Genomic DNA, 20,217 nt, shown 5'->3' on the forward strand with positions numbered 1-20,217 from the left:
GGCGCGGATGTGACAAAGAGTCAGAAGACGAGTGATTTGTATGAAAATCATCTGACTCAGAGGAGCCTGCATGCACGTCACGCCCCGCCCCCGCCGCGCCGGCGCCCGGATCGCCGCCCTCGCGGCCCTCACCGTCGCGGGGAGCGCCCTGGCCGGGGGGCACGCGTTCGCCGCCACCGACGGAGACGTCAAGATCCACGCGGTCGGAACGCCCGCCACAGGGCCGGAGAACGACCCCCACGTCTGCCTGTTCTACATCGACGCCTTCAACTTCGACGCGGGTGAGACCGCCACCTGGGTCATCGAGACCCAGCCGCCGTCCTCGGGACCGGCCGGTGCCACCGGCCAGATCGTGATCAACACCGACGGTACGGGGCAGAGCGAGGAGATCAACCTTCCCGACGGGCACTACAAGCTCACCTTCACGACGCCCGACGGCGACGGCGGCCCGGACAAGCAGAAGACCTTCTGGGTCGACTGCGCCTCCGGCTCGCCCAGCCCCAGCGGCAGCCCGAGCACCAGCCCCAGCGGCAGCCCGAGCGCCAGTCCCAGCACCAGCCCGAGCGAGACACGCACCGGCTACCCCACCGGCTACCCCACCGGTGATCCGGGCGGCCAGCACGGCTACCCCGGCGGCCCCCACGGCGGTCCCCCCGCCGGCGCCGGCGGGCTCGCGCGGGACGCCGCGTTCGGGCCGGTGGCCGGTGCGGCGGCCGTGGGCGTGGCCGCGGTCGGCGGAGTGATCTGGTTCCGGCTCCGTCGCCGTCCGCATGGCGCCGCGTAGACGGCGGCGCAGGCGCAGGCCCTGGTACCGGACGCGCGCCTACCGCCTGACCCGGACGGTCGTCCTGACCGCCGCGCTGGTCACGGGGTGCGTGCACTGGACCCAGGACGAGGAACCCCCGGGCCCGGCGGTGGCCGGCCCCGGGGGCTCCGGCCGGGTCGCGGGAACGGTGCCCGGCGACCCCGCCGGCGGCGCGGGCCCGCTCGCCGCGCCCCGTCGCCAGGACGGCGACTCCCGCCCCCGGAGCGCCCCGTCCCCCGGCGAAGCCCGCGCGACCCCTTCGGCGGCCGTCCCCCCGCCCCTGCCGTACGCGCGGGCCGTCCGCCTCCTCATCCCCTACCTCAGCGTGGACGCCCCCGTCATGGACCTCCGGCTCGACGACCGCCGTCGGCTGCCCGCGCCCGCCGAGAACGACGCCCACCGGGTCGGCTGGTACGCGGACGGTCCGGGGCCGGGCGGGCGGGGGACCGCCGTCGCCGTCGGGCACCTCGACACCGACAACGGTCCGGCCGTCTTCGCGGGCCTGTCGGAGCTGAGGCGGGGCAAGCTGATCGAGGTCCGCAGGGCCGACGGCCGTACCGCCGTCTACGCCGTCGACGCGCTGCGCAAGTACGAGAAGGCGCACTTCCCCAACGGGGAGGTGTACGGCGACCGCGGCCGTCCCGAGCTGCGGCTGATCACCTGTGGCGGCACCTTCCACCGCAGGACGGGCTACGACGGCAACCTGGTCGTCTTCGCCCACTTCACCCGTGTCCTCGGCCCGGACCCCCGCCCCTCGCCGACCTGAACCCCTGCACGCCGTACATCACCGAGGGCGAGCTGCTGCCCGACGGCGCGTACGCCCACGACATCGGCTTCGAGGCGCCGGGCCCGGCCGCGCGCGCCCACCGGCGCCGCCCCGGGACGGCGGGTGCTCGGGCGGCTGCGGGGACGCGCGGGCGGTGTGCGGGCCGGACCGGTCGTCGTCCTGGACGAGCCGGCCGTGCCGGACCCGCCGTCCGGGACCCCGCAGGTGCGCGTCCCCGGCGACCTCGTGGTCCGCACCACCCCCGACGTCGACCTCCGATACGGCATGACCGGCACGGCGAGCGCATCTGCCCGACCCCGGCGCGGCTGCCCTACCTGGAGGAGTGAGCAGACACACCCCGTACGGTGACGTGGTCCCCCCCGGCGGCCCCTGGTGCCGGAAAACTAACGACGCTAGTTTAGGTCGCTGATGACCACCACCGCCGGGAGGAACGCGATGAAGGCACACGACGGCATCTATCTCGACGGCGCCTGGCGCCCCGCCGCGGGCCGGGACGTGATCGAGGTCGTCGACCCGGCCGACGAGCAGGTGATCGCCCGGGTCCCGGCCGGTGACGCCGAGGACGTCGACGCCGCCGTACGGGCCGCGCGCGCCGCGCTCCCCGGCTGGGCGGCCACCCCGCCCGCCGAACGCGCCGCCCGGCTGACCGCGCTCCGGGACGCCCTGGCGAGCCGCAAGGCCGAGATCGCCGAGACCGTCACCGCCGAGCTGGGCTCCCCGCCGGCGTTCTCCCACGCGGTCCACGCCGGCCTGCCGATCGCGGTCGCCGGCTCCTACGCCGAACTCGCCGCCACCCACTCCTTCGAGGAGAAGGTCGGCAACTCCACCGTCCTGCACGAGCCGATCGGCGTGGTCGCCGCCATCACGCCCTGGAACTACCCGCTGCACCAGATCGTCGCCAAGGTCGCCCCGGCCCTGGCCGCCGGCTGCACGGTGGTCCTCAAGCCCGCCGAGGACACCCCGCTCACCGCCCAGCTCTTCGCCGAGGCCGTCCACGAGGCCGGTGTCCCGGCCGGGGTGTTCAACCTCGTCACCGGCCTCGGCCCGGTCACGGGCCGGGCCCTCGCCGAGCACCCCGGCGTCGACCTGGTCTCCTTCACCGGCTCCACGGCCGTCGGACGGCAGATCGCCGCCACCGCCGGCGCCGCGATCAAGAAGGTGGCCCTGGAACTCGGCGGCAAGTCCGCCAACGTCATCCTGCCGAGCGCCGATCTCGCCAAGGCGGTCAACACAGGCGTGGCCAACGTCATGTCCAACTCCGGCCAGACGTGCAGCGCCTGGACCCGCATGCTGGTCCACCGCGACCGCTACGACGAGGCCGTCGACCTGGCCGCGACGGCCGCCGCCAAGTACGCCGACCGCATCGGCCCGCTGGTCAACGCCCGGCAGCAGGCACGGGTGCGGGGGTACATCGAGAAGGGCCTCGCCGAGGGCGCCCGGCTGGTCACGGGCGGCCCCGAATCGCCGCGCGAGCGCGGCTACTTCGTCGCGCCGACCGTCTTCGCCGACGTCACCCCCGAGATGACGATCGCCCAGGAGGAGATCTTCGGCCCGGTCCTGTCGATCCTGCGCTACGAGGACGAGGAGGACGCCCTGCGGATCGCCAACGGGACGGTCTACGGCCTGGCCGGCGCGGTCTGGGCGGGGGAGGAGGCCGAGGCGGTCGCCTTCGCCCGGCGCATGGACACCGGCCAGGTCGACATCAACGGCGGCCGCTTCAACCCCCGCGCCCCGTTCGGGGGCTACAAGCAGTCGGGCGTCGGCCGGGAGCTCGGCGCGCACGGTCTCGCCGAGTACCTCCAGACCAAGTCCCTTCAGTTCTGAGGAGGTTGCCGCCATGGTCCGCGCCGCCGTGCTCCCCGCCGTGGGTGCCCCCCTGGAGATCACCGACATCGACCTGCCGGACCCCGGCCCCGGCCAGGTCCGGGTGCGGCTCGCCGCCGCCGGGGTCTGCCACTCCGATCTGTCCCTGTCCGACGGCACCATGCGGGTGCCCGTCCCCGCGGTCCTCGGCCATGAGGGCGCGGGCACGGTCGTGTCCGTGGGCGACGGTGTCGCCCGGGTGGCGCCCGGCGACCGGGTCGTCCTCAACTGGGCCCCGTCCTGCGGGCGCTGTCACGCCTGCGGACTCGGCGAGGTCTGGCTGTGCGCCAACGCCCTGGCCGGCTCCGCCGACGTGTACGCCCGCACCGCCGACGGCACCGACCTCCACCCCGGTCTGAACGTCGCCGCGTTCGCCGAGGAGACCGTCGTCGACGCCTCCTGCGTCCTGCCGCTGCCCGACGGCGTCCCGCTCGTGGACGCGGCCCTCCTCGGCTGCGCGGTCCTCACCGGATACGGCGCCGTCCACCACAGCGCACGCGTCCGCCCCGGCGAGACCGTCGCCGTCCTCGGCGTGGGCGGGGTGGGCCTGGCCACCCTCCAGGCCGCCCGGATCGCCGGCGCCTCCACCGTCGTCGCCGTGGACGTCTCCCCGGAGAAGGAGGAACTGGCGCGGGCGGCCGGCGCCACCGAGTACCTGGTCGCCTCCGAGCGGACGGCCCGCGAGATCCGCGGCCTCACCGGCAAGCAGGGCGTCGACGTGGCGGTGGAGTGCGTGGGCCGTGCCGTCACCATCCGGACGGCGTGGGAGTCCACCCGGCGCGGCGGCCGCACCACGGTCGTCGGCATCGGCGGCAAGGACCAGCAGGTCACCTTCAACGCCCTGGAGCTGTTCCACTGGGGCAGGACCCTGTCCGGCTGTGTCTACGGCAACGCCAACCCGGCCGAGGACCTGCCCGTCCTCGCCGACCACGTCCGCGCGGGGCGCCTCGACCTCTCCGCGATGGTCACCGAGCACATCGCCCTCGACGGCATCCCCGGCGCCTTCGAGAACATGCTCGCGGGCAAGGGAGGCCGGGCCCTGGTGGTTTTCTAGGGCCGCGTTCCCCGGCCGGGCTCAGGGCAGGTGGCGGTGCTGGGCGGCGAGCCCGTCCAGCAGGGCCGTCAGGCCGGTCTCGAACGCCCGCTCGTCGATCTTCTCCTGCTGCTCGGCCAGGAGGTGGGCCTGGCCGAGGTGCGGGTAGTCGGCGGGGTCGTAGGCCTCGGCGTCGTCCACGAAGCCGCCGGCGAAGGAGCCCAGCGCCGAGCCCATGATGAAGTAGCGCATCAGGGCGCCGATGGAGGTGGCCTGGGCGGGGGGCCAGCCGGCCGCGACCATCGCGCCGTAGACGGCGTCGGCGACCCGGAGCCCGGCCGGGCGGCGGCCGGGGCCCTGGGCGAGGACCGGGACGATGTTCGGGTGGTCGCGCAGGGCGGCGCGGTAGGAGACCGCCCAGTCGTGCAGCGCGGTCCGCCAGTCGCGGCCGTCGTCGAACATCGACAGGTCGATCTGGGCGCTCACCGAGTCGGCCACGGCCTCCAGGATCTCGTCCTTGGTGCGGAAGTGGTTGTAGAGCGAGGGCCCGCTGACCCCGAGTTCGGCGGCGAGCCGGCGCGTGGAGACGGCCGCCAGGCCCTCCTCGTCCACCAGCGTCCGTGCGGTCTCGACGATCCGGTCGGTGCTGAGCAGGGGCTTGCGCGGTCGGGCCATGGCGCACATAGTAGGGCTGCCCAAAGAAACTAGCACTGCTAATTTAAAGATGAGGTGATCTCGTGGTGCACCTGGGGCTCGACGACGAGCAGGAGGCCGTACGGCAGCTGGCCCGGGACTTCGTCGAGCGCGAGATCACCCCGCACGTCGTCGCCTGGGACCGCGCCGAGGAGGTGGACCGGGGCCTCGTGAAGAAGCTCGGCGAGGTCGGCTTCCTGGGGCTGACGATCGACGAGGAGTACGGCGGATCCGGCGGCGACCATCTCGCGTACTGCCTGGTCACGGAGGAGCTGGGGCGCGGCGACTCGTCGGTGCGCGGGATCGTCTCCGTGTCGCTCGGGCTGGTCGCGAAGACCGTCGCCGCCTTCGGCGACGAGGAGCAGAAGCGGCGCTGGCTGCCCGGACTGACCTCCGGCGCGCTCGTCGGCTGCTTCGGCCTCACCGAGCCCGGCACCGGCTCGGACGCCGGCAGCCTCGCCACCCGGGCCGTGCGGGACGGCGACTCGTATGTGATCAACGGCAGCAAGATGTTCATCACCAACGGCACCTGGGCCGACGTCGTCCTGCTGTTCGCCCGTTCCACGGACGCCCCCGGACACAAGGGCGTCTCCGCCTTCCTGGTCCCCGCCGACACCCCCGGCCTCACCCGCCGTACCGTCCACGGCAAGCTCGGCCTGCGCGGCCAGGCCACCGCCGAGCTGGTCCTGGAGGACGTCCGGGTGCCCGCCTCCGCCCTGCTCGGCAGGGAGGGCAAGGGCTTCTCGGTCGCCATGGCGGCGCTCGCCAAGGGCCGGATGTCGGTCGCGGCGGGCTGTGTCGGCATCGCCCAGGCCGCCCTGGACGCGGCCGTGCGGTACGCGGGCGAGCGCGAGCAGTTCGGCCGGAGCATCGCCCACCACCAGCTGATCCAGGAGCTGATCAGCGACATCGCCGTGGACGTCGACGCGGCCCGGCTGCTGACCTGGCGGGTCGCCGATCTGGTCGACCGCGGACTGCCGTTCGCCGTCGAGTCCTCCAAGGCCAAGCTCTTCGCGTCCGAGGCCGCCGTGCGCGCCGCCAACAACGCCCTCCAGGTCTTCGGGGGCTACGGCTACATCGACGAGTACCCGGCGGGCAAGCTGCTGCGCGACGCCCGGGTGATGACCCTGTACGAGGGCACCAGCCAGATCCAGAAGCTGCTCATCGGGCGGGCGCTGACGGGCGTGTCGGCGTTCTGAGTACCCTCTGAGTACCCGTACGGATGTGGTACGCGCCACATCGGCGGAATGCTGTCGCCCATGAGTGACACACCGGTCAAACAGCAGAACACGGCCGCGTTCTACGGGCAGGCCGTCGCCTCCTTCGCCGTCGCCACGGCGGCCACGGCGATCGGGATCTACCGGATGAACGCCGACGCCTGGGTGCGCGCGTTCCTGGCCGTCGCGGTCCTGTACCTGGTGACCTCCTCCTTCACCCTGGCGAAGGTGATCCGTGACCGGCAGGAGGCGGGGACGATCGTCAGCCGGGTCGACCAGGCCCGGCTGGAGAAGCTGCTCGCCGAGCACGACCCCTTCGAGAAGATCTGAAAGCGCGCCCGGTGCGCCCCGCGGGATCCCCGCGGCCCGTGGGTTCCGAGGGTTTCCCCTACGCTGAGCGGCCACTCTAAGCGGCCGCTCACCTTCGGCGGTATGGTGGAGCGACTGTACCGAGAGGGGCGAGCGAGGGATGAGTACGGCTCAGGAGACGGCCGGCGGCGAGACCGAGCCGTGGGACGAGGTCACCCCTGACGCGGCCAGGCGACTGCTCGTCGCCGCCGTGGAGGCCTTCGCCGAACGCGGCTACCACGCGACGACGACCCGCGACATCGCCGGACGCGCGGGCATGAGCCCGGCCGCCCTGTACATCCACTACAAGACCAAGGAAGAGCTGCTGCACCGCATCAGCCGGATCGGCCACGACCGCGCGCTGGCCATCCTGCGCACCGCGGCGGCCGGTGAGGGCAGCGCGACCCAGCGGCTCGCGGAGGCCGTGAGCTCCTTCGTCCGCTGGCACGCGGGGCGGCGCACCACGGCCCGGGTCGTGCAGTACGAACTGGACGCCCTCGGTCCCGACGCCCGCGCCGAGATCCTCGGCCTGCGCCGGCAGGTCGACGCCGAGGTCCGCGGGATCATCCAGGACGGTGTGACGGCGGGGGAGTTCCAGGTCATCGACGTGCACGGCACCACGCTCGCCGTGCTCTCCCTCTGCATCGACGTGGCCCGCTGGTTCAACGTCGACGGTCCCCGCACGCCGGACGAGGTCGGCGCGCTGTACGCCGACCTCGTGCTGCGGATGGTGGGTGCGGCGACGTAGCGGCCGCGCCCGGGGTCCGGGCGGTCAGAGGTAGTAGCGGGAGACCGACTCCGCGACACACACCGGCTTGTCCCCGCCCTCGCGCTCCACGCTGAAGGCGATGGCGACCTGGACCCCGCCGGTGACGTCCTCCACGCCGGTGATCGTCGCGGTGGCGCGCAGTCGCGAGCCGACCGGGACGGGCGAGGGGAAGCGCACCTTGTTCGTGCCGTAGTTGACGCCCATCTTCACGTTCTCGACGGTGATCAGCTGCGGCCCGAACAGCGGCAGCAGGGACAGCGTCAGATAGCCGTGGGCGATGGTCGTCCTGAACGGGCCCGTCGCGGCCTTCTCCGGGTCGACGTGGATCCACTGGTGGTCACCGGTGGCCTCGGCGAACAGGTCGATCCGCTTCTGGTCGATCTCCAGCCAGTCGGTGTACCCCAGCTGCTCGCCCACCGCCGCCCTCAGTTCCTCGGCGGACGTGAAGATCCTCGGCTCTGCCATGTCGTCTCGGGCCCTCTCGCGCGGTCTCATCTGCTAAGCGACTGCTTAGCATGGTAGCCGAAGGGGCCGGTAGGGTTCGAGGGGTGCCCCAGATTCCCGAGAAGGTCCACGAGCTCACGGTCGGCCAGCTCGCCGCGCGCAGCGGCGCCGCCGTCTCCGCCCTGCACTTCTACGAGTCCAAGGGGCTGATCACCAGCCGCCGCACCGCCGGCAACCAGCGCCGCTACCACCGCGACACGCTCCGCAGGGTCGCCTTCGTGCGGGCCGCGCAGCGGGTCGGGATCCCGCTCGCCACGATCCGCGAGGCGCTCCTCGAACTTCCCGAGGAGCGCACGCCCACCCGGGAGGACTGGGCGCGGCTCTCCGAGCGGTGGCGGGCGGAACTGGACCGGCGCATCCAGCAGCTCAACCGTCTCCGCGACCACCTCACCGACTGCATCGGCTGCGGGTGCCTCTCCCTCGACACCTGCGTGCTGTCCAACCCCGACGACGTGTTCGGCGAGCGGCTGACCGGGTCACGGCTGTTGGCGGAGCGGAGGACGTAGGGGCGGTCCCGTCCGCGTCCTACTCGTACTCCGTCCCGCCCTTCCGTGTCAGATAGGCCCCGCTGACCGCCTTGGCGATCGCCCGGCCCCCGGTCACCGGGCTGTACCGCTCGACAGCGGGCCGGATCACCACGCCCTCGCGCAGATGCAGCCCCCGCCCGGACACGGTCTCCCGCCCCGTCGCGATCCCCAGGACGACCTCGCTGTCGTACGGCCCCTCGAACAGCCGGGGAACCAGCGGCAGTTCGCCCTCCAGCAGCCCCGTCACCTCCGCCGTGTCCAGCCAGCGCACGACGCCCCCGACGTCCACCGACACGTCGAACACCGCGTACCCGAGCGACTCGCGCCGCCCGTCCGCGCCGTACGTCAGATCCTGCACGCCCGCGCCGTACACCTCGCCGAAGACACCGACCCGCCGCGCCCCGAGCCGCTCGGCGACACGGGCCGCCGCCTCGGCGACACCGTGCCCGTGCACCGCCCGCCAGTACAGGTTGCGCGGATCCTCCGCCAGCGCCAGCGACTTGGCGCCGAACCCCTTGGAGGAGACGTACACCCGTTCCTCGCCCGCGACATACGTCATCAGGCACGCCGAGCCGTGCAGCTTCTCGGTGAGGACCACGGGCTCACCGGGCTCGAAGATGCCGGGGTAGCGCTGGATGTTCTCGATGTCGACCCACGGCAGCAGATCCGCCGCAGTCTCGACCTCCCCGCTCATGGTGGGCGGGATCGGCGGCACCCACTTCACGATGCCGAGCAGCTCCGCGAAGTCGGTGCCGTCCGCGGCCGCCCGCACCAGATCGACGTCCGCCAGCGCCTTCGGCCGGCACACGATCCCCTGGGACAGCTCGCCCCGCAGCCGCACCGCCTTCACCCGGTCCGACCTGCTGCCCGCAAGCCGTCCGGTCAGCCCCAGCTCCTCGACCAGCGCGAGCGGCAGCACCGCCTGCTCGGGAATGTAGAGGGCGGCCTCACCGGTGCGGTACGCGCCCTTGGCGACCACGGCCCGGTACAGGCCGACCTGGGCCAGTTCGAGGGCGTCGGCGTTGGGGTGTTCGTGCACGGTCAGGACTTCGGCGGTGACGCGCAGCGTCGACATCGAGGGGCTCCTTCGGTTGCTCAGCTCGGTTTCATCACCCCCAACTGTCCTTGCGGGAAAGGGCTGGAGCGACCGATTAACGGCTGGTAGCGTCACGCTCTTCGGCCGGCGGCGACACCGTCGCGCGCGGAGTCCCGACGGGACGAACTCCTTTGCCCTCACCCGCCCTCGCCGCCGCGCTCGCGGACATCGACACACTCTTCAACGGTTTCGCCAGTCCGCACGAGACCGGCTGCCCCCTCTGTCACCTGCCCGAGGAGACCGCCCACCTGCGCACCCCGTACACGCGGATCCCCCCGGACGTCCTGCGCCGGTACGCCTTCGAGGGCCCCGGCCACTTCGACGACCACGCCGCGTCCATGCGCCGCCTGCTGCCCCAGACCGCCCACGCCCTCGCCGACGGCACCCTGGACGGCATCGGCTGGGGCTGCCCGGGGCTCGCCCGCGTCGCCTGGCGCACCTGGCCGGCCGGACAGGCGGCGGCGATCGAGGGGTTCGTGCTCGCCTGGTGGCAGGACGTCCTGGCGACGGCCGCCCCGCCGTACCCGGCCGCGGACGTGTTCGAGACCTGCGCCATGATCCTCGGCGTCCAGACCCCGCTCCTCGACCGGTGGCTGCCCGGACCGGCCGCCGACGCGCACCTGGTGAGCTGCGTCGCCCGGTGGGAGCACCAACTCGTCTTCGACGAGTCGCCGTTCTCCTGGTGGGCCCCGGACGACGAGCCCGCCGTCGTCGCCGCGCTCCGGGCCTGGCTCGCCGAGAACGCCCCCGCCCGGCTGCGCGTGGCGGGTGAGCCCGACCTCGCGCTGCGCACCGGACTCCTCGCCCTGCCCCACGACGACCGCTGGGCGCACCCGTACTGGTACAGCTCCTCGCCCGGCGACTGAGCGTCGGCTCCATGGGGGGTGCGGCATCCCCGACGCACCCCCGGTGTGCTCTCGTGCTCGCGCGCCCTCAGGGGGCTCAGGCCGACACCGACACCAGCAGCCGTCCGCGCCGGGCGTACGCCAGCGCCTCGGGGGTGAGGACGGGGCGCGGCACGAGGATGCCGCAGTCGGTGCAGACCGGACCCGACGACGGTTCGTGGTCCAGGTCGTACTTCCACTGCAGGCGTTCACCCCCGCAGACGGGGCAGGAGTGGCCCGGTTCGCGCTCCAGCGCGCTGATCAGCCGGCGCAGCACCTCCGCCAGCGGCGCACGGGGGTGGACCCGCGGGTCGTCGCACCACGCCACCCCGAAGCCGCCCCAGGTGAGCCGGTGCCAGTCGTCGACGCTGCCCGGCCTGCGCAGCCCGTCGTGCTTCTCCTTCTTGCGGCGCTCGGCGAACTCGACCTCGTAGGCCAGCCAGACCGCCCGCGCCTCCTCCAGCTCGTCCAACGCGGCCACGAGCCGCGCCGGGTCGGGGGAGCGGTCCTCGGGGCCGAACCCGGCCCGGGAGCACAGATGGTCCCAGGTCGCCCTGTGCCCGTAGGGAGCGAACCGCTCAAGGCACTTGCGGAGTGAGTAACGCCGCAGTGCCAGATCGCACCGAGCGTCTCGCGCCTGTCTCGCCAGACTCCGGAAACCCGCCATCGCCTTGCACCTCCGTCACATCTGCACCTGCACTTCGGTCACTTCGGCGTCGTCGTACGGACGTCGTCGAATAGACGTATCGACATGCGATTCGGCTCCCTCCGATCTCCATCGCCCTCCAGATGCCGAAAACTTGACGCATGTTCATCTTCAATCCCGGGGATACCGCCGGTAACCTTCCGCCGACCCCCCCAGTCGCTAGGAGCAGCCGATGCCACGGCGCACCCCACGCTTCACTCTCGACAGACTGAGAACTCCCGGCAGATTCCCCGGGTTCCTGAAGACCGCATCCGTATGCGCCCTCATTGCCGGTCTTTTGTCGCCCCTTGCCCAGACGACCGCTGCCGCGGCCGACGTCACCACGGCGAACGACTACTGCGGCGGACAGTGTTCCGACATCCTGCCGCCCGGCGAGAACGGCAACGCCACCCTCGCCCAGGTCCTCCTCAACCAGGCCTTCGGCACCCAGCCCGACCACGCCGAGGACCAGCTCGGCCCCTACGCCAACCTGGCCAAGGGCTACTCCGGCCTCACCAACGCCACGATCAACACCTTCTTCAACGACGCGTCGTTCGGTGTCGCTTCCGATCAAGTCGCCTCCACCCTGAGTCCCGCCGGCCGCAGCGACGTGACGATCGTCCGCGACAAGAAGACGGGCGTTCCGCACATCACCGGTACCACCCGATACGGCACGGAGTTCGGCGCCGGGTATGCCGCCGCCCAGGACCGGCTGTGGCTGATGGACGTCTTCCGCCACGTCGGCCGCGGCCAGCTCACCACCTTCGCCGGCGGCGCCCCCTCCAACCAGGGTCTCGAGCAGCAGTTCTGGCGCAACGCTCCGTACACCGAGGCAGACCTCCAGGCCCAGATCGACAACGCCGTCGCGACCAACGGCACCCGCGGCCAGCAGGCCCTCGCGGACGCGAAGGCCTACCTCGACGGCATCAACGCCTACATCGACGCCTCCGACAGCGGTCGCTACTTCCCCGGTGAGTACGTCCTGACCGGCCACAAGGACTCAATCACCAACGCGGGCACCATCGACCACTTCAAGATCACCGACTTGGTGGCGCTCGCCTCGGTGATCGGCGCGCTGTTCGGCTCCGGCGGCGGTGGCGAGGTCAACAACGCCATCTCGCTGCTCGAGGCGCAGGAGAAGTACGGCGTCACCGAGGGCACCAAGGTCTGGGAGGCGTTCCGCGAGCGCAACGACCCCGAGGCCGTCCTCACCGTCCACAACGGCGAGAGCTTCCCGTACGGCGCCAAGCCCGACACCGCGCAGGGCCAGGCGCTGCCGGACGCCGGATCGGTCAGCACCCAGCCGCTGGTCTACGACGCCTCCGGCACCGGCGCCGACCAGAGCGCCTCCGCCACCGCCGCGGCGGCCACCGCGACCGCCCTCAGCTCGGCCCGGCGCGGGATGTCCAACGCCCTCGTCGTGAGCGGCAAGTACACCGCGAGCGGCCACCCGATCGCCGTCTTCGGCCCGCAGACCGGCTACTTCGCCCCGCAGCTGCTCATGCTCCAGGAGATCCAGGGCCCGGGCATCAGCGCCCGCGGCGCGTCCTTCGCCGGACTGAGCATGTACGTCGAGCTGGGCCGCGGCCAGGACTACGCGTGGTCCGCCACGACCTCCGGCCAGGACATCATCGACACCTACGCGGTCGAGCTCTGCCAGGACGACTACCACTACCTGTACCACGGCACCTGCACGGCCATGGACGTCGTCGAGCAGAAGAACTCCTGGAAGCCGACCACCGCCGACAGCACCGCGACGGGCTCGTACACGATGCGGGTGTACCGCACCAAGTACGGCCCCGTGGAGTACCGGGCGACCGTCGGCGGCAAGAAGGTCGCCTACACCACCCTGCGCTCGTCGTTCATGCACGAGGCCGACTCCATCATCGGCTTCCAGATGCTGAACGACCCGGACTACGTCAAGAGCCCGCAGACGTTCCAGAGCGCGGTGCAGCACATCAACTACACCTTCAACTGGTTCTACGCCGACTCCACGCACACCGCGTACTACAACAGCGGTGACAACCCGGTGCGCGCGAGCGGCGTCGACTCCGAGTTCCCGGTGTGGGCGCAGGCGGCGTACGAGTGGAAGAACTGGGTGCCGGCCACCAACACGGCCGACTACACCCCGGCCTCGGCGCACCCCAACTCCGTCGACCAGGACTACTACGTCTCCTGGAACAACAAACAGGCCCTCGACTACACCACGGCCTCCTGGGGCGACGGCTCCGTGCACCGCGGCAACCTCCTGGAGAGCCGGGTCAAGGCCCTGGTCGCGGCCGGCGGCGTCACCCGGGCCTCCCTGGTGAAGGCGATGGCCGACGCCGCCCTCGCCGACCTGCGCGCCGAGGACGTCCTGCCCAACCTGCTGAAGGTGATCAACAGCTCCACGGTCACCGACTCCGCGGTCGCGGCGGCGGTCACCAAGCTCCAGACCTGGCTGACCGCGGGAGGCAAACGCACCGAGACCTCGGCCGGCTCGAAGACCTACGCCAACGCCGACGCGATCCGGATCCTGGACGCCTGGTGGCCGCTGCTGGTCCAGGGCGAGTTCCAGCCCGGACTCGGCACCGACCTGTACACCGCGTTCACCGCCAACCTGCCCATCGACGAGTCCCCGTCGGCGGCCCACGGACCGACCGGGGCGCACGCCGGCAGCTCCTTCCAGTACGGCTGGTGGAGCTATGTCGACAAGGACGTCCGGGCCGTGCTCGGTCAGACGGTGCAGGGCGGGCTGACGCAGAAGTACTGCGGCGGCGGCACGCTCAGCGGCTGCCGTGACGTCCTGATGAGCACCCTGAAGACGGCGGCCGGCAAGACCGCGGCCCAGGTCTACCCGGGTGACACCCTGTGCGCGGCGGGCAACCAGTGGTGCGCCGACTCGATCGTCCAGCGCACCCTGGGCGGCATCAAGCACTCCAACATCAGCTGGCAGAACCGGCCCACCTTCCAGCAGGTGGTCGAGTTCACGTCCCACCGCTAGGCGCTACGACGGCGGGCCGCGTCCTAGGTGATGCGGCCCGCCGCCAGCACCACCCGCGCCAGCTCGGGGTGCACGATGTCACTGTGCGCCCCGGCCGGCGCCCCGCCCCGCCGGACCACCTCGGCCGCGTCGACGTTCACGCACCCCGAGGCCGGCAGCCGCCCGGGGGCCAGCACCTCGGCGAGCCGGTACGCGCGCGTGTCCGGCACCGACTGCACCCCGTCGTGGCCCATGGCGCCCCACTTGGCGCCCAGCACCTCCCCGACCAGCCCCCGGTCGTCCCCGGCCATCCGGGAGGCCAGCGGGTACATCGTGCCCAGCGCCTGGTCGAACCGCGAGTAGCAGCACACCAGAGGGCCGTCGATCCGGTTCTGGTGCCCCTGGAGCACCCCGTGCGCGGCGAACGCGTAGTGCGAGAAGGCGCCCTGGAGCAGCGTCACCGACTTCACGGTACGCACCCCCTCGGGCAGCCCGCGCAGCGCGAACGCCACCAGCCGTCCGCCGAAGCTGTGCCCCACCAGATGCACCCGCACCCCGGGCGCCGCCTCGGCCAGCCGCCCGACGAGCGGCCCGAGCCCCCGTTCGCCGACCGTCCCCGCGCGCCGCTTCATCGCGTAGTACGTCGCCTGCCGCAGCAGCTCCTTCGCCCCGTCCCAGGGGTGGGGCAGCGCGAGGCCGCGCACCCCGGCGTCGCCGTCGAGCCCGGCCAGGGCCGTCGCGAACGCGGCGCAGGTTGTCCCCGTCGACCCGGTGAACATCTCCGGTTCGTCCTGCGGGACGCCCTCGGCGAGCGTGTCGGCGGCGAACGGCGCCTGCGGGCCGGGCGGGACCGCGTCCACCAGCTCCCGCACCAGCCGGCCGAACTCCTCCAGCTCGCTCGCCTCCCGCGGCCGTTGCTCCAGCAGCCGGGCGATGCTCTCGACCACCGTGGCCCGGCCGGGGAAGGTCTCGAGCAGCGCGTGCCGGGTGCCGTCGTCCAGCCCCCGGGTCGGGACCGCCGTCGCCGTGTGCGGGAGGTCGGGGATCGGCTCGTCGCAGAACCGCATCGACGGCCACACCAGTCCCGCGTAGCCGATCCTCGCGGCCGGCGGCGCGAGGGCGGGGATCGGGGCGAAGAAGCCGCTGTAGAGACGGGTGGCGCCGGCCCGGTCGTTGTTCCAGCCGTGCGAGAAGAGGATCAGGTCGTGGATCCCGCTCGTGCGCACCCCGGCCAGCAGGCGGTCGCGCTCCCGGGGATCGACGTCCCCGTCCGCGTCGAAGGTCAGTTCCCAGTACGGGCTCACGCTCATCGTCGGTGGTGCCATGTGGCTTCGCTCCCGTCCCCCGGGCCTGTGCGATGTGCGGCGTATCGTCCTGCTAACTGATGAACTTGGCCATACGTCATGGGTTGCGTTTCGGCTGCGGGTGGGTCGTGCGTCTCTTTCCTCCTACATACCGACCGGTTAGTCTGGCCCTGCTGAGCCGTGTCGCGTCGTGTCGGAGGAGACCGATGGTGGGAGCCGTGCAGGGTGCTGGGGTCGTCGTCACCGGGGCCGGGGGCGGGATCGGGGCCGCGCTGGCCCGGCGGTTCGCCGCCGAGGGGGCGAGGGTCGTCGTCAACGACCTGGACGCGGGACGGGCCCGGGCCGTCGCCGACGAGATCGGCGGGACCGCCCTGCCCGGGGACGCCTCGGCGGTCGTCGGCCCCGCCCGGGAGGCGCTCGGCGGCACCGTCGACGTCTACTGCGCCAACGCCGGGGTCGCCTCCGGCGGTTCCGAGGCGGCCGGCGAGGCCGTGTGGGCCCAGGCCTGGGACGTCAACGTCATGGCCCATGTGCGGGCCGCCCATGCCCTGCTGCCCGACTGGCTGGAGCGGGGCGGCGGGCGGTTCGTCTCGACCGTCTCCGCCGCGGGACTGCTCACGATGATCGGCGCCGCCCCGTACAGCGTCACCAAGCACGGCGCCTACGCCTTCGCCGAGTGGCTCTCGCTCACCTACCGCCACCGCGGGATCAAGGTCCACGCGATCTGTCCGCAGGGCGTGCGCACCGACATGCTGGACGCCACCGGCAGCGCGGGCGACCTGGTGCTCAAGCCCACCGCGATCGAGCCGGAGGACGTGGCGGACGCCCTGTTCAAGGGCATCGAGGAGGACCGGTTCCTGATCCTGCCGCACCCCGAGGTGGCCGGCTTCTACCGGGCGCGCGCCGCCGACCCCGACCACTGGCTGGGCAGCATGAACCACCTCCAGCAGAAGTGGGAGGCCACCGGATGACCGCCTCGCGCTACGCGGCCGAGCCCTGGGTGGCCCTGCCGGACGTCGTCCAGCGGGCCCCGACGGTGGAGCGGTTCCGGGCGGGCTTCGGGGCGTACCTGCGCAACGGCTACGGACTCACCGAGTGCACCGCGCCCTGCGCCTCCGTCCCGCCCCAGCACGAGGCGCCCGTCGACCCGGTCTCCGGCTCCCTCGCCGTGGGCCTGCCGGGACCCGACACCGTCGTACGCATCCTCGACGACCGCGGCGAGGAGGTGCCCGTCGGGGAACACGGCGAGATCGCCGTACGGGGGCGGCAGGTCGTCCCCGGCTCCTGGCGGCGGCCCGAGGCGACCGCCGAGGCCTTCCCCGGCGGCGAACTGCGCACCGGCGCGCCGTACACCCACCCCGCCGTGCGCGAGGCCGCCGTCGTCGGCGCGCCGGACGCCTACCGGGGCGAGACCGTCAAGGCCTACGTCAGCCTGCGTCCCGGCGCCGACACGGATGCCGATACGCTCGCCGCTTACCGCAAGGACAGACTGGCGGCCTGCACCTACCCCCGCCACGTGGAGGTCCTGCCCGACCTGCCCACGACGGCAAGTGGGAAGATCCTCCGTCGGGAACTGCGTTCCCGCACGCACGACCGGTAGAACGAGAAGGAAGGCAGGTGGCGGCAGTGCCCAGGACGACGGACGGCTCGGAGGCCCCTGTTCCGCAACGGCTCCTCGCCGCCGCCACCCGGCTCTTCGCCGAGCAGGGCTACGACCGCACCTCGGTGCAGGAGATCGTCGAGGCGGCCGGCGTCACCAAGGGGGCGCTGTACCACTACTTCGGCTCCAAGGACGATCTGCTGCACGAGGTGTACGCGCGCGTGCTGCGTGTCCAGCAGGAGCGCCTGGACGCCTTCGCGGACGCCGACGAACCGATCGAGAAGCGGCTGCGCGGCGCCGCGGCCGACGTCGTCGTCACGACGATCGAGAACCTCGACGACGCGATGATCTTCTTCCGCTCGATGCACCACCTGAGCCCCGAGAAGAACAAGCAGGTCCGCGCCGAGCGCCGGCGCTACCACGAACGCTTCCGCGCCCTCGTCGAGGAGGGCCAGGAGGCCGGCGTCTTCTCCACCGCGACCCCGGCCGACCTGGTGGTGGACTACCACTTCGGCTCCGTCCACCACCTGTCCACCTGGTACCGCCCGGACGGCCCGATGGGGGCCCAGGAGGTCGCCGACCACCTCGCGGACCTGCTGCTGCGCGCCCTGCGGCCCTAGTGCCGTGACCGGAAAGGTTCACCGGCTCGCGGCGCCCGGCACGGCACCTCGCCGCGTTGTCGCATCACCCGAGTACATCCGGTACGCGGGCGACGCTCCGCCTTGCGATGCACCGCACCGGACGCCGCGAGCTTCCCGGCAAACCTTTCCGGTCACGGCACTAGGCACGGGGAAACCGGTAACAGGGGCAAGGGGCGGCAACAGGGGTAAGGGGCGGTCGTCCCTGGCGACCGCCCCTTACCGCGTCCTACCGGGCGCTACCGCGCGCCCTACAGGTACTTCTTCAGCTCACGCCGTGCCAGTGACCGCTGGTGCACCTCGTCCGGGCCGTCCGCGATCATCAGCGTGCGCGCCCCGGCGTACAGCTCGGCCAGCGGGAAGTCCTGGCTGACCCCGCCCGCGCCGTGCAGCTGGATCGCCCGGTCGATGATGTCGACGACCGCACGGGGCGTCGCGATCTTGATGGCCTGGATCTCCGTGTGGGCGCCCCGGTTGCCGACCGTGTCCATCATCCAGGCGGTCTTCAGCACCAGCAGCCGCAGCTGCTCGACCGTCACGCGCGCGTCCGCGATCCAGTTGTGCACCACACCCTGCTGACCGAGGGCCTTGCCGAACGCGGTCCGGGACACCGCCCGCCGGCACATCAGCTCGATCGCCCGCTCCGCCATGCCGATCAGCCGCATGCAGTGGTGGATCCGGCCCGGACCGAGCCGCGCCTGGGCGATGGCGAAGCCGCCGCCCTCCTCGCCGATCAGGTTCGTCACCGGCACGCGCGCGTCCTCGAAGACCACCTCGGCGTGACCGCCGTGGTAGTGGTCCTCGTAGCCGAACACCTGCATGGCCCGCCTGACGGTGACGCCCGGGGTGTCGCGCGGCACGAGCACCATGGACTGCTGGCGGCGGATGTCCGCGCCCTCGGGGTCCGTCTTGCCCATCACGATGAGAATCTTGCAGTCGGGGTTCATCGCGCCGGAGATGTACCACTTGCGTCCCGTGATGACGTACTCGTCACCCTCGCGCCGGATGAGCGTGGTGATGTTGGTGGCGTCGGAGGAGGCCACCTCCGGCTCGGTCATCGCGAACGCCGAGCGGATCTCGCCCGCCAGCAGCGGCTCCAGCCACTGCTTGCGCTGCTGCTCGTCCCCGAACTGCGTGAGCACCTCCATGTTCCCGGTGTCGGGAGCGGCGCAGTTCAGCGCGGTGGGCGCGAGCTGCGGGGAGCGCCCGGTGATCTCGGCGAGCGGCGCGTACTGCAGGTTGGTGAGCCCCGCGCCGTACGCGGCGTCGGGCAGGAAGAGGTTCCACAGGCCCTGCCTGCGCGCCTCCGCCTTCAGCTCCTCGACCACGGCCGGCGTGTCCCAGGGTGACGCCAGCGCGGCCCGCTGCTCCTCCGCGAGGGCCTCCGCCGGGTAGACGTACTCGTCCATGAAGGCGAGCAGCTTCCCGCGCAGTTCCTCGGTGCGCGCGTCGAACGCGAAGTCCATGGCGGTCAGCCTTCCTGCAGAGTGGTCAGTCCGTGCTCGATGAAGACGGGGACGAGCTCCCCGATCCGGTCGAAGCCGCGCCCGACCGTCTGGCCCAGCGTGTACCGGTAGTGGATGCCCTCCAGGATCACGGCGAGCTTGAACCAGGCGAACGCCGTGTACCAGGAGACGGCCGAGACGTCGCGCCCCGAGCGCGCCGCGTACCGCTCGATCAGCTCGGCGGGCGCGGGATGACCGGCGGCCGCGGCGGTCGTGGAGATGGGGGAGTCCGGCAGCCGCAGCGGCACGCTGTACATCACCAGCAGGCCCAGGTCGGTCAGCGGATCGCCGAGCGTGGACATCTCCCAGTCGAGGATCGCCCTGATCCGGTCGTCGTCGCCGATCAGGACGTTGTCGAGCCGGTAGTCGCCGTGCACCACGGCCGGCGCGGGGGAGGAGGGCAGGGCACGGCCGAGCGCCGCGTGCAGCTCGTCGATCCCGGCCAGGTCGCGGCTGCGGGAGGCGTCCAGCTGCTTGCCCCAGCGGCGCAGCTGGCGGTCCAGGAACCCCTCGGGGCGCCCGAAGTCGGCCAGCCCCACCTCGGCCGGGTCGACCGCGTGCAGCTCCACCAGGGTGTCCACCAGCGACAGCACCGCGTCCCGGGTGCGCTCCGCGCCGATCGGGGCCAGCTCGGCGGCCGTGCGGTACGGGGTGCCCTCGACGAAGTCCATGACGTAGAAAGGCGCGCCGAGCACCCCTTCGTCCTCGCACAGCAGCACCGGCCGCGGCACCGGCACGCTCGTCGGATGCAGGGCGCTGATCACCCGGTGCTCGCGCCTCATGTCGTGCGCGGTGGCGAGCACATGGCCGAGCGGGGGCCGCCGCACGACCCACCTGTCCGTGCCGTCGCCGACCTCGTAGGTGAGGTTCGACCGTCCGCCCTCGATCAGCCGGCCGGTCAGGGGGCCGGCGACCAGACCGGGGCGCTCGCGCTCCAGCAGGGCGCGCAGCCGGTCGAGGTCGAGACCTGGCGGGTGGTCGGGGCTCATGACATCGC

The 20,217-nt window shown here is 72.5% G+C and carries 19 protein-coding genes and 2 pseudogenes; 14 read left to right on the plus strand and 7 right to left on the minus strand.

Annotated features, from left to right (window positions below; all coding sequences use genetic code 11):
- Window positions 1-70: 70 nt before the first annotated feature.
- From U5640_RS35400 to U5640_RS35420, 5 genes and pseudogenes are all read left to right on the plus strand, one after another.
- Window positions 71-784: a hypothetical protein gene (locus tag U5640_RS35400; RefSeq protein ID WP_340381847.1), complete on the plus strand. Its 714-nt coding sequence runs from the start codon at window positions 71-73 to the stop codon at window positions 782-784.
- A complete protein-coding gene (locus U5640_RS35405) occupies window positions 771-1,571 on the plus strand; it encodes a class F sortase (RefSeq protein ID WP_340381850.1) in 801 nt (266 codons plus the stop codon). The genes U5640_RS35400 and U5640_RS35405 overlap by 14 nt, the downstream gene beginning before the upstream one ends.
- A 59-nt stretch (window positions 1,572-1,630) precedes the next feature.
- Window positions 1,631-1,918: pseudogene (locus U5640_RS35410) on the plus strand (sugar ABC transporter ATP-binding protein); the annotation flags it as partial.
- A 109-nt stretch (window positions 1,919-2,027) separates the two neighbouring features.
- Window positions 2,028-3,416, plus strand: coding sequence for an aldehyde dehydrogenase family protein (locus U5640_RS35415; RefSeq protein ID WP_340385530.1), 1,389 nt, complete (start codon window positions 2,028-2,030; stop codon window positions 3,414-3,416).
- Window positions 3,417-3,429: 13 nt separating this feature from the next.
- Complete coding sequence (locus U5640_RS35420; RefSeq protein ID WP_340381852.1) at window positions 3,430-4,509, plus strand: Zn-dependent alcohol dehydrogenase; 1,080 nt, start codon at window positions 3,430-3,432, stop codon at window positions 4,507-4,509.
- A 21-nt stretch (window positions 4,510-4,530) separates the two neighbouring features.
- Here U5640_RS35420 and U5640_RS35425 read toward each other — a convergent pair whose 3' ends face one another.
- On the minus strand, window positions 4,531-5,163 hold the full coding sequence (locus U5640_RS35425) for a TetR/AcrR family transcriptional regulator (RefSeq protein WP_340381854.1): 633 nt from the start codon (window positions 5,161-5,163) through the stop codon (window positions 4,531-4,533).
- Window positions 5,164-5,228: 65 nt separating this feature from the next.
- Between U5640_RS35425 and U5640_RS35430 the strand changes: the two genes are divergently transcribed.
- The 3 genes from U5640_RS35430 (at window position 5,229) to U5640_RS35440 (ending at window position 7,494) form a co-directional block, all read left to right on the plus strand.
- A complete protein-coding gene (locus U5640_RS35430) occupies window positions 5,229-6,380 on the plus strand; it encodes an acyl-CoA dehydrogenase family protein (protein WP_340385532.1) in 1,152 nt (383 codons plus the stop codon).
- Between the two features lie 60 nt (window positions 6,381-6,440).
- Window positions 6,441-6,728 carry a YiaA/YiaB family inner membrane protein gene (locus tag U5640_RS35435; protein WP_340381856.1) on the plus strand — a complete coding sequence of 96 codons (288 nt, stop codon included), beginning with the start codon at window positions 6,441-6,443 and terminating at the stop codon, window positions 6,726-6,728.
- Window positions 6,729-6,867: 139 nt separating this feature from the next.
- Window positions 6,868-7,494 carry a TetR/AcrR family transcriptional regulator gene (locus U5640_RS35440; protein ID WP_340381858.1) on the plus strand — a complete coding sequence of 209 codons (627 nt, stop codon included), beginning with the start codon at window positions 6,868-6,870 and terminating at the stop codon, window positions 7,492-7,494.
- Window positions 7,495-7,518: 24 nt separating this feature from the next.
- Here U5640_RS35440 and U5640_RS35445 read toward each other — a convergent pair whose 3' ends face one another.
- Window positions 7,519-7,980 (minus strand): MaoC family dehydratase, encoded by a 462-nt coding sequence (locus U5640_RS35445; protein WP_340381860.1) that lies wholly within the window; start codon window positions 7,978-7,980, stop codon window positions 7,519-7,521.
- An 83-nt stretch (window positions 7,981-8,063) separates the two neighbouring features.
- Between U5640_RS35445 and soxR the strand changes: the two genes are divergently transcribed.
- Complete coding sequence (soxR, locus tag U5640_RS35450) at window positions 8,064-8,525, plus strand: redox-sensitive transcriptional activator SoxR (RefSeq protein WP_340381861.1); 462 nt, start codon at window positions 8,064-8,066, stop codon at window positions 8,523-8,525.
- A gap of 19 nt (window positions 8,526-8,544) precedes the next feature.
- On the opposite strand, the gene U5640_RS35455 is transcribed toward soxR, so the two are convergent.
- Window positions 8,545-9,621 carry an RNA ligase (ATP) gene (locus U5640_RS35455; RefSeq protein ID WP_340381863.1) on the minus strand — a complete coding sequence of 359 codons (1,077 nt, stop codon included), beginning with the start codon at window positions 9,619-9,621 and terminating at the stop codon, window positions 8,545-8,547.
- Between the two features lie 152 nt (window positions 9,622-9,773).
- Between U5640_RS35455 and U5640_RS35460 the strand changes: the two genes are divergently transcribed.
- Window positions 9,774-10,508, plus strand: coding sequence for a hypothetical protein (locus U5640_RS35460; RefSeq protein WP_340381865.1), 735 nt, complete (start codon window positions 9,774-9,776; stop codon window positions 10,506-10,508).
- Window positions 10,509-10,584: 76 nt separating this feature from the next.
- Here U5640_RS35460 and U5640_RS35465 read toward each other — a convergent pair whose 3' ends face one another.
- A complete protein-coding gene (locus tag U5640_RS35465; RefSeq protein WP_340381867.1) occupies window positions 10,585-11,193 on the minus strand; it encodes a hypothetical protein in 609 nt (202 codons plus the stop codon).
- A 211-nt stretch (window positions 11,194-11,404) separates the two neighbouring features.
- Here U5640_RS35465 and U5640_RS35470 point away from each other — a divergent pair, with 211 nt between their 5' ends.
- A complete protein-coding gene (locus U5640_RS35470; protein ID WP_340381869.1) occupies window positions 11,405-14,194 on the plus strand; it encodes a penicillin acylase family protein in 2,790 nt (929 codons plus the stop codon).
- 23 nt (window positions 14,195-14,217) lie between these two features.
- On the opposite strand, the gene U5640_RS35475 is transcribed toward U5640_RS35470, so the two are convergent.
- Entirely contained in the window at window positions 14,218-15,498 is a 1,281-nt protein-coding gene (locus U5640_RS35475) for a serine-threonine protein kinase (protein ID WP_340381871.1), read from the minus strand.
- A 185-nt stretch (window positions 15,499-15,683) separates the two neighbouring features.
- Here U5640_RS35475 and U5640_RS35480 point away from each other — a divergent pair, with 185 nt between their 5' ends.
- The 3 genes and pseudogenes from U5640_RS35480 to U5640_RS35490 all read left to right on the plus strand — a co-directional run bounded on the left by U5640_RS35480 (window position 15,684) and on the right by U5640_RS35490 (window position 17,697).
- Window positions 15,684-16,448 (plus strand): SDR family oxidoreductase, encoded by a 765-nt coding sequence (locus U5640_RS35480; RefSeq protein ID WP_340381872.1) that lies wholly within the window; start codon window positions 15,684-15,686, stop codon window positions 16,446-16,448.
- Between the two features lie 65 nt (window positions 16,449-16,513).
- Window positions 16,514-17,077 (plus strand): annotated as a pseudogene (locus U5640_RS35485) (AMP-binding protein); the annotation flags it as partial.
- A gap of 26 nt (window positions 17,078-17,103) precedes the next feature.
- Complete coding sequence (locus tag U5640_RS35490) at window positions 17,104-17,697, plus strand: TetR/AcrR family transcriptional regulator (RefSeq protein ID WP_067250669.1); 594 nt, start codon at window positions 17,104-17,106, stop codon at window positions 17,695-17,697.
- A gap of 269 nt (window positions 17,698-17,966) precedes the next feature.
- On the opposite strand, the gene U5640_RS35495 is transcribed toward U5640_RS35490, so the two are convergent.
- Window positions 17,967-19,181, minus strand: coding sequence for an acyl-CoA dehydrogenase family protein (locus tag U5640_RS35495; RefSeq protein ID WP_340381875.1), 1,215 nt, complete (start codon window positions 19,179-19,181; stop codon window positions 17,967-17,969).
- Between the two features lie 5 nt (window positions 19,182-19,186).
- The gene (locus U5640_RS35500; protein ID WP_340381877.1) at window positions 19,187-20,209 is read right to left on the minus strand and encodes a phosphotransferase family protein; all 1,023 of its coding nucleotides are present in this window, start codon (window positions 20,207-20,209) and stop codon (window positions 19,187-19,189) included.
- Between the last annotated feature and the right edge of the window lie 8 nt (window positions 20,210-20,217).

The sequence above is a fragment of the Streptomyces sp. SS7 genome, assembly GCF_037993025.1.
Lineage (GTDB): Bacteria > Actinomycetota > Actinomycetes > Streptomycetales > Streptomycetaceae > Streptomyces.

What these genes read in the sequence shown, in the direction of transcription:
- U5640_RS35400 (WP_340381847.1), top strand. Translation starts at nt 71, where the DNA reads ATGCACGTCACGCCCCGCCCCCGCCGCGCCGGCGCCCGGATCGCCGCC.
- U5640_RS35405 (WP_340381850.1), top strand. Translation starts at nt 771, where the DNA reads ATGGCGCCGCGTAGACGGCGGCGCAGGCGCAGGCCCTGGTACCGGACG.
- U5640_RS35415 (WP_340385530.1), top strand. Translation starts at nt 2,028, where the DNA reads ATGAAGGCACACGACGGCATCTATCTCGACGGCGCCTGGCGCCCCGCC.
- U5640_RS35420 (WP_340381852.1), top strand. Translation starts at nt 3,430, where the DNA reads ATGGTCCGCGCCGCCGTGCTCCCCGCCGTGGGTGCCCCCCTGGAGATC.
- U5640_RS35425 (WP_340381854.1), bottom strand. Translation starts at nt 5,163, where the DNA reads ATGGCCCGACCGCGCAAGCCCCTGCTCAGCACCGACCGGATCGTCGAG.
- U5640_RS35435 (WP_340381856.1), top strand. Translation starts at nt 6,441, where the DNA reads ATGAGTGACACACCGGTCAAACAGCAGAACACGGCCGCGTTCTACGGG.
- U5640_RS35440 (WP_340381858.1), top strand. Translation starts at nt 6,868, where the DNA reads ATGAGTACGGCTCAGGAGACGGCCGGCGGCGAGACCGAGCCGTGGGAC.
- U5640_RS35445 (WP_340381860.1), bottom strand. Translation starts at nt 7,980, where the DNA reads ATGGCAGAGCCGAGGATCTTCACGTCCGCCGAGGAACTGAGGGCGGCG.
- U5640_RS35455 (WP_340381863.1), bottom strand. Translation starts at nt 9,621, where the DNA reads ATGTCGACGCTGCGCGTCACCGCCGAAGTCCTGACCGTGCACGAACAC.
- U5640_RS35465 (WP_340381867.1), bottom strand. Translation starts at nt 11,193, where the DNA reads ATGGCGGGTTTCCGGAGTCTGGCGAGACAGGCGCGAGACGCTCGGTGC.
- U5640_RS35470 (WP_340381869.1), top strand. Translation starts at nt 11,405, where the DNA reads ATGCCACGGCGCACCCCACGCTTCACTCTCGACAGACTGAGAACTCCC.
- U5640_RS35475 (WP_340381871.1), bottom strand. Translation starts at nt 15,498, where the DNA reads ATGGCACCACCGACGATGAGCGTGAGCCCGTACTGGGAACTGACCTTC.
- U5640_RS35480 (WP_340381872.1), top strand. Translation starts at nt 15,684, where the DNA reads ATGGTGGGAGCCGTGCAGGGTGCTGGGGTCGTCGTCACCGGGGCCGGG.
- U5640_RS35495 (WP_340381875.1), bottom strand. Translation starts at nt 19,181, where the DNA reads ATGGACTTCGCGTTCGACGCGCGCACCGAGGAACTGCGCGGGAAGCTG.
- U5640_RS35500 (WP_340381877.1), bottom strand. Translation starts at nt 20,209, where the DNA reads ATGAGCCCCGACCACCCGCCAGGTCTCGACCTCGACCGGCTGCGCGCC.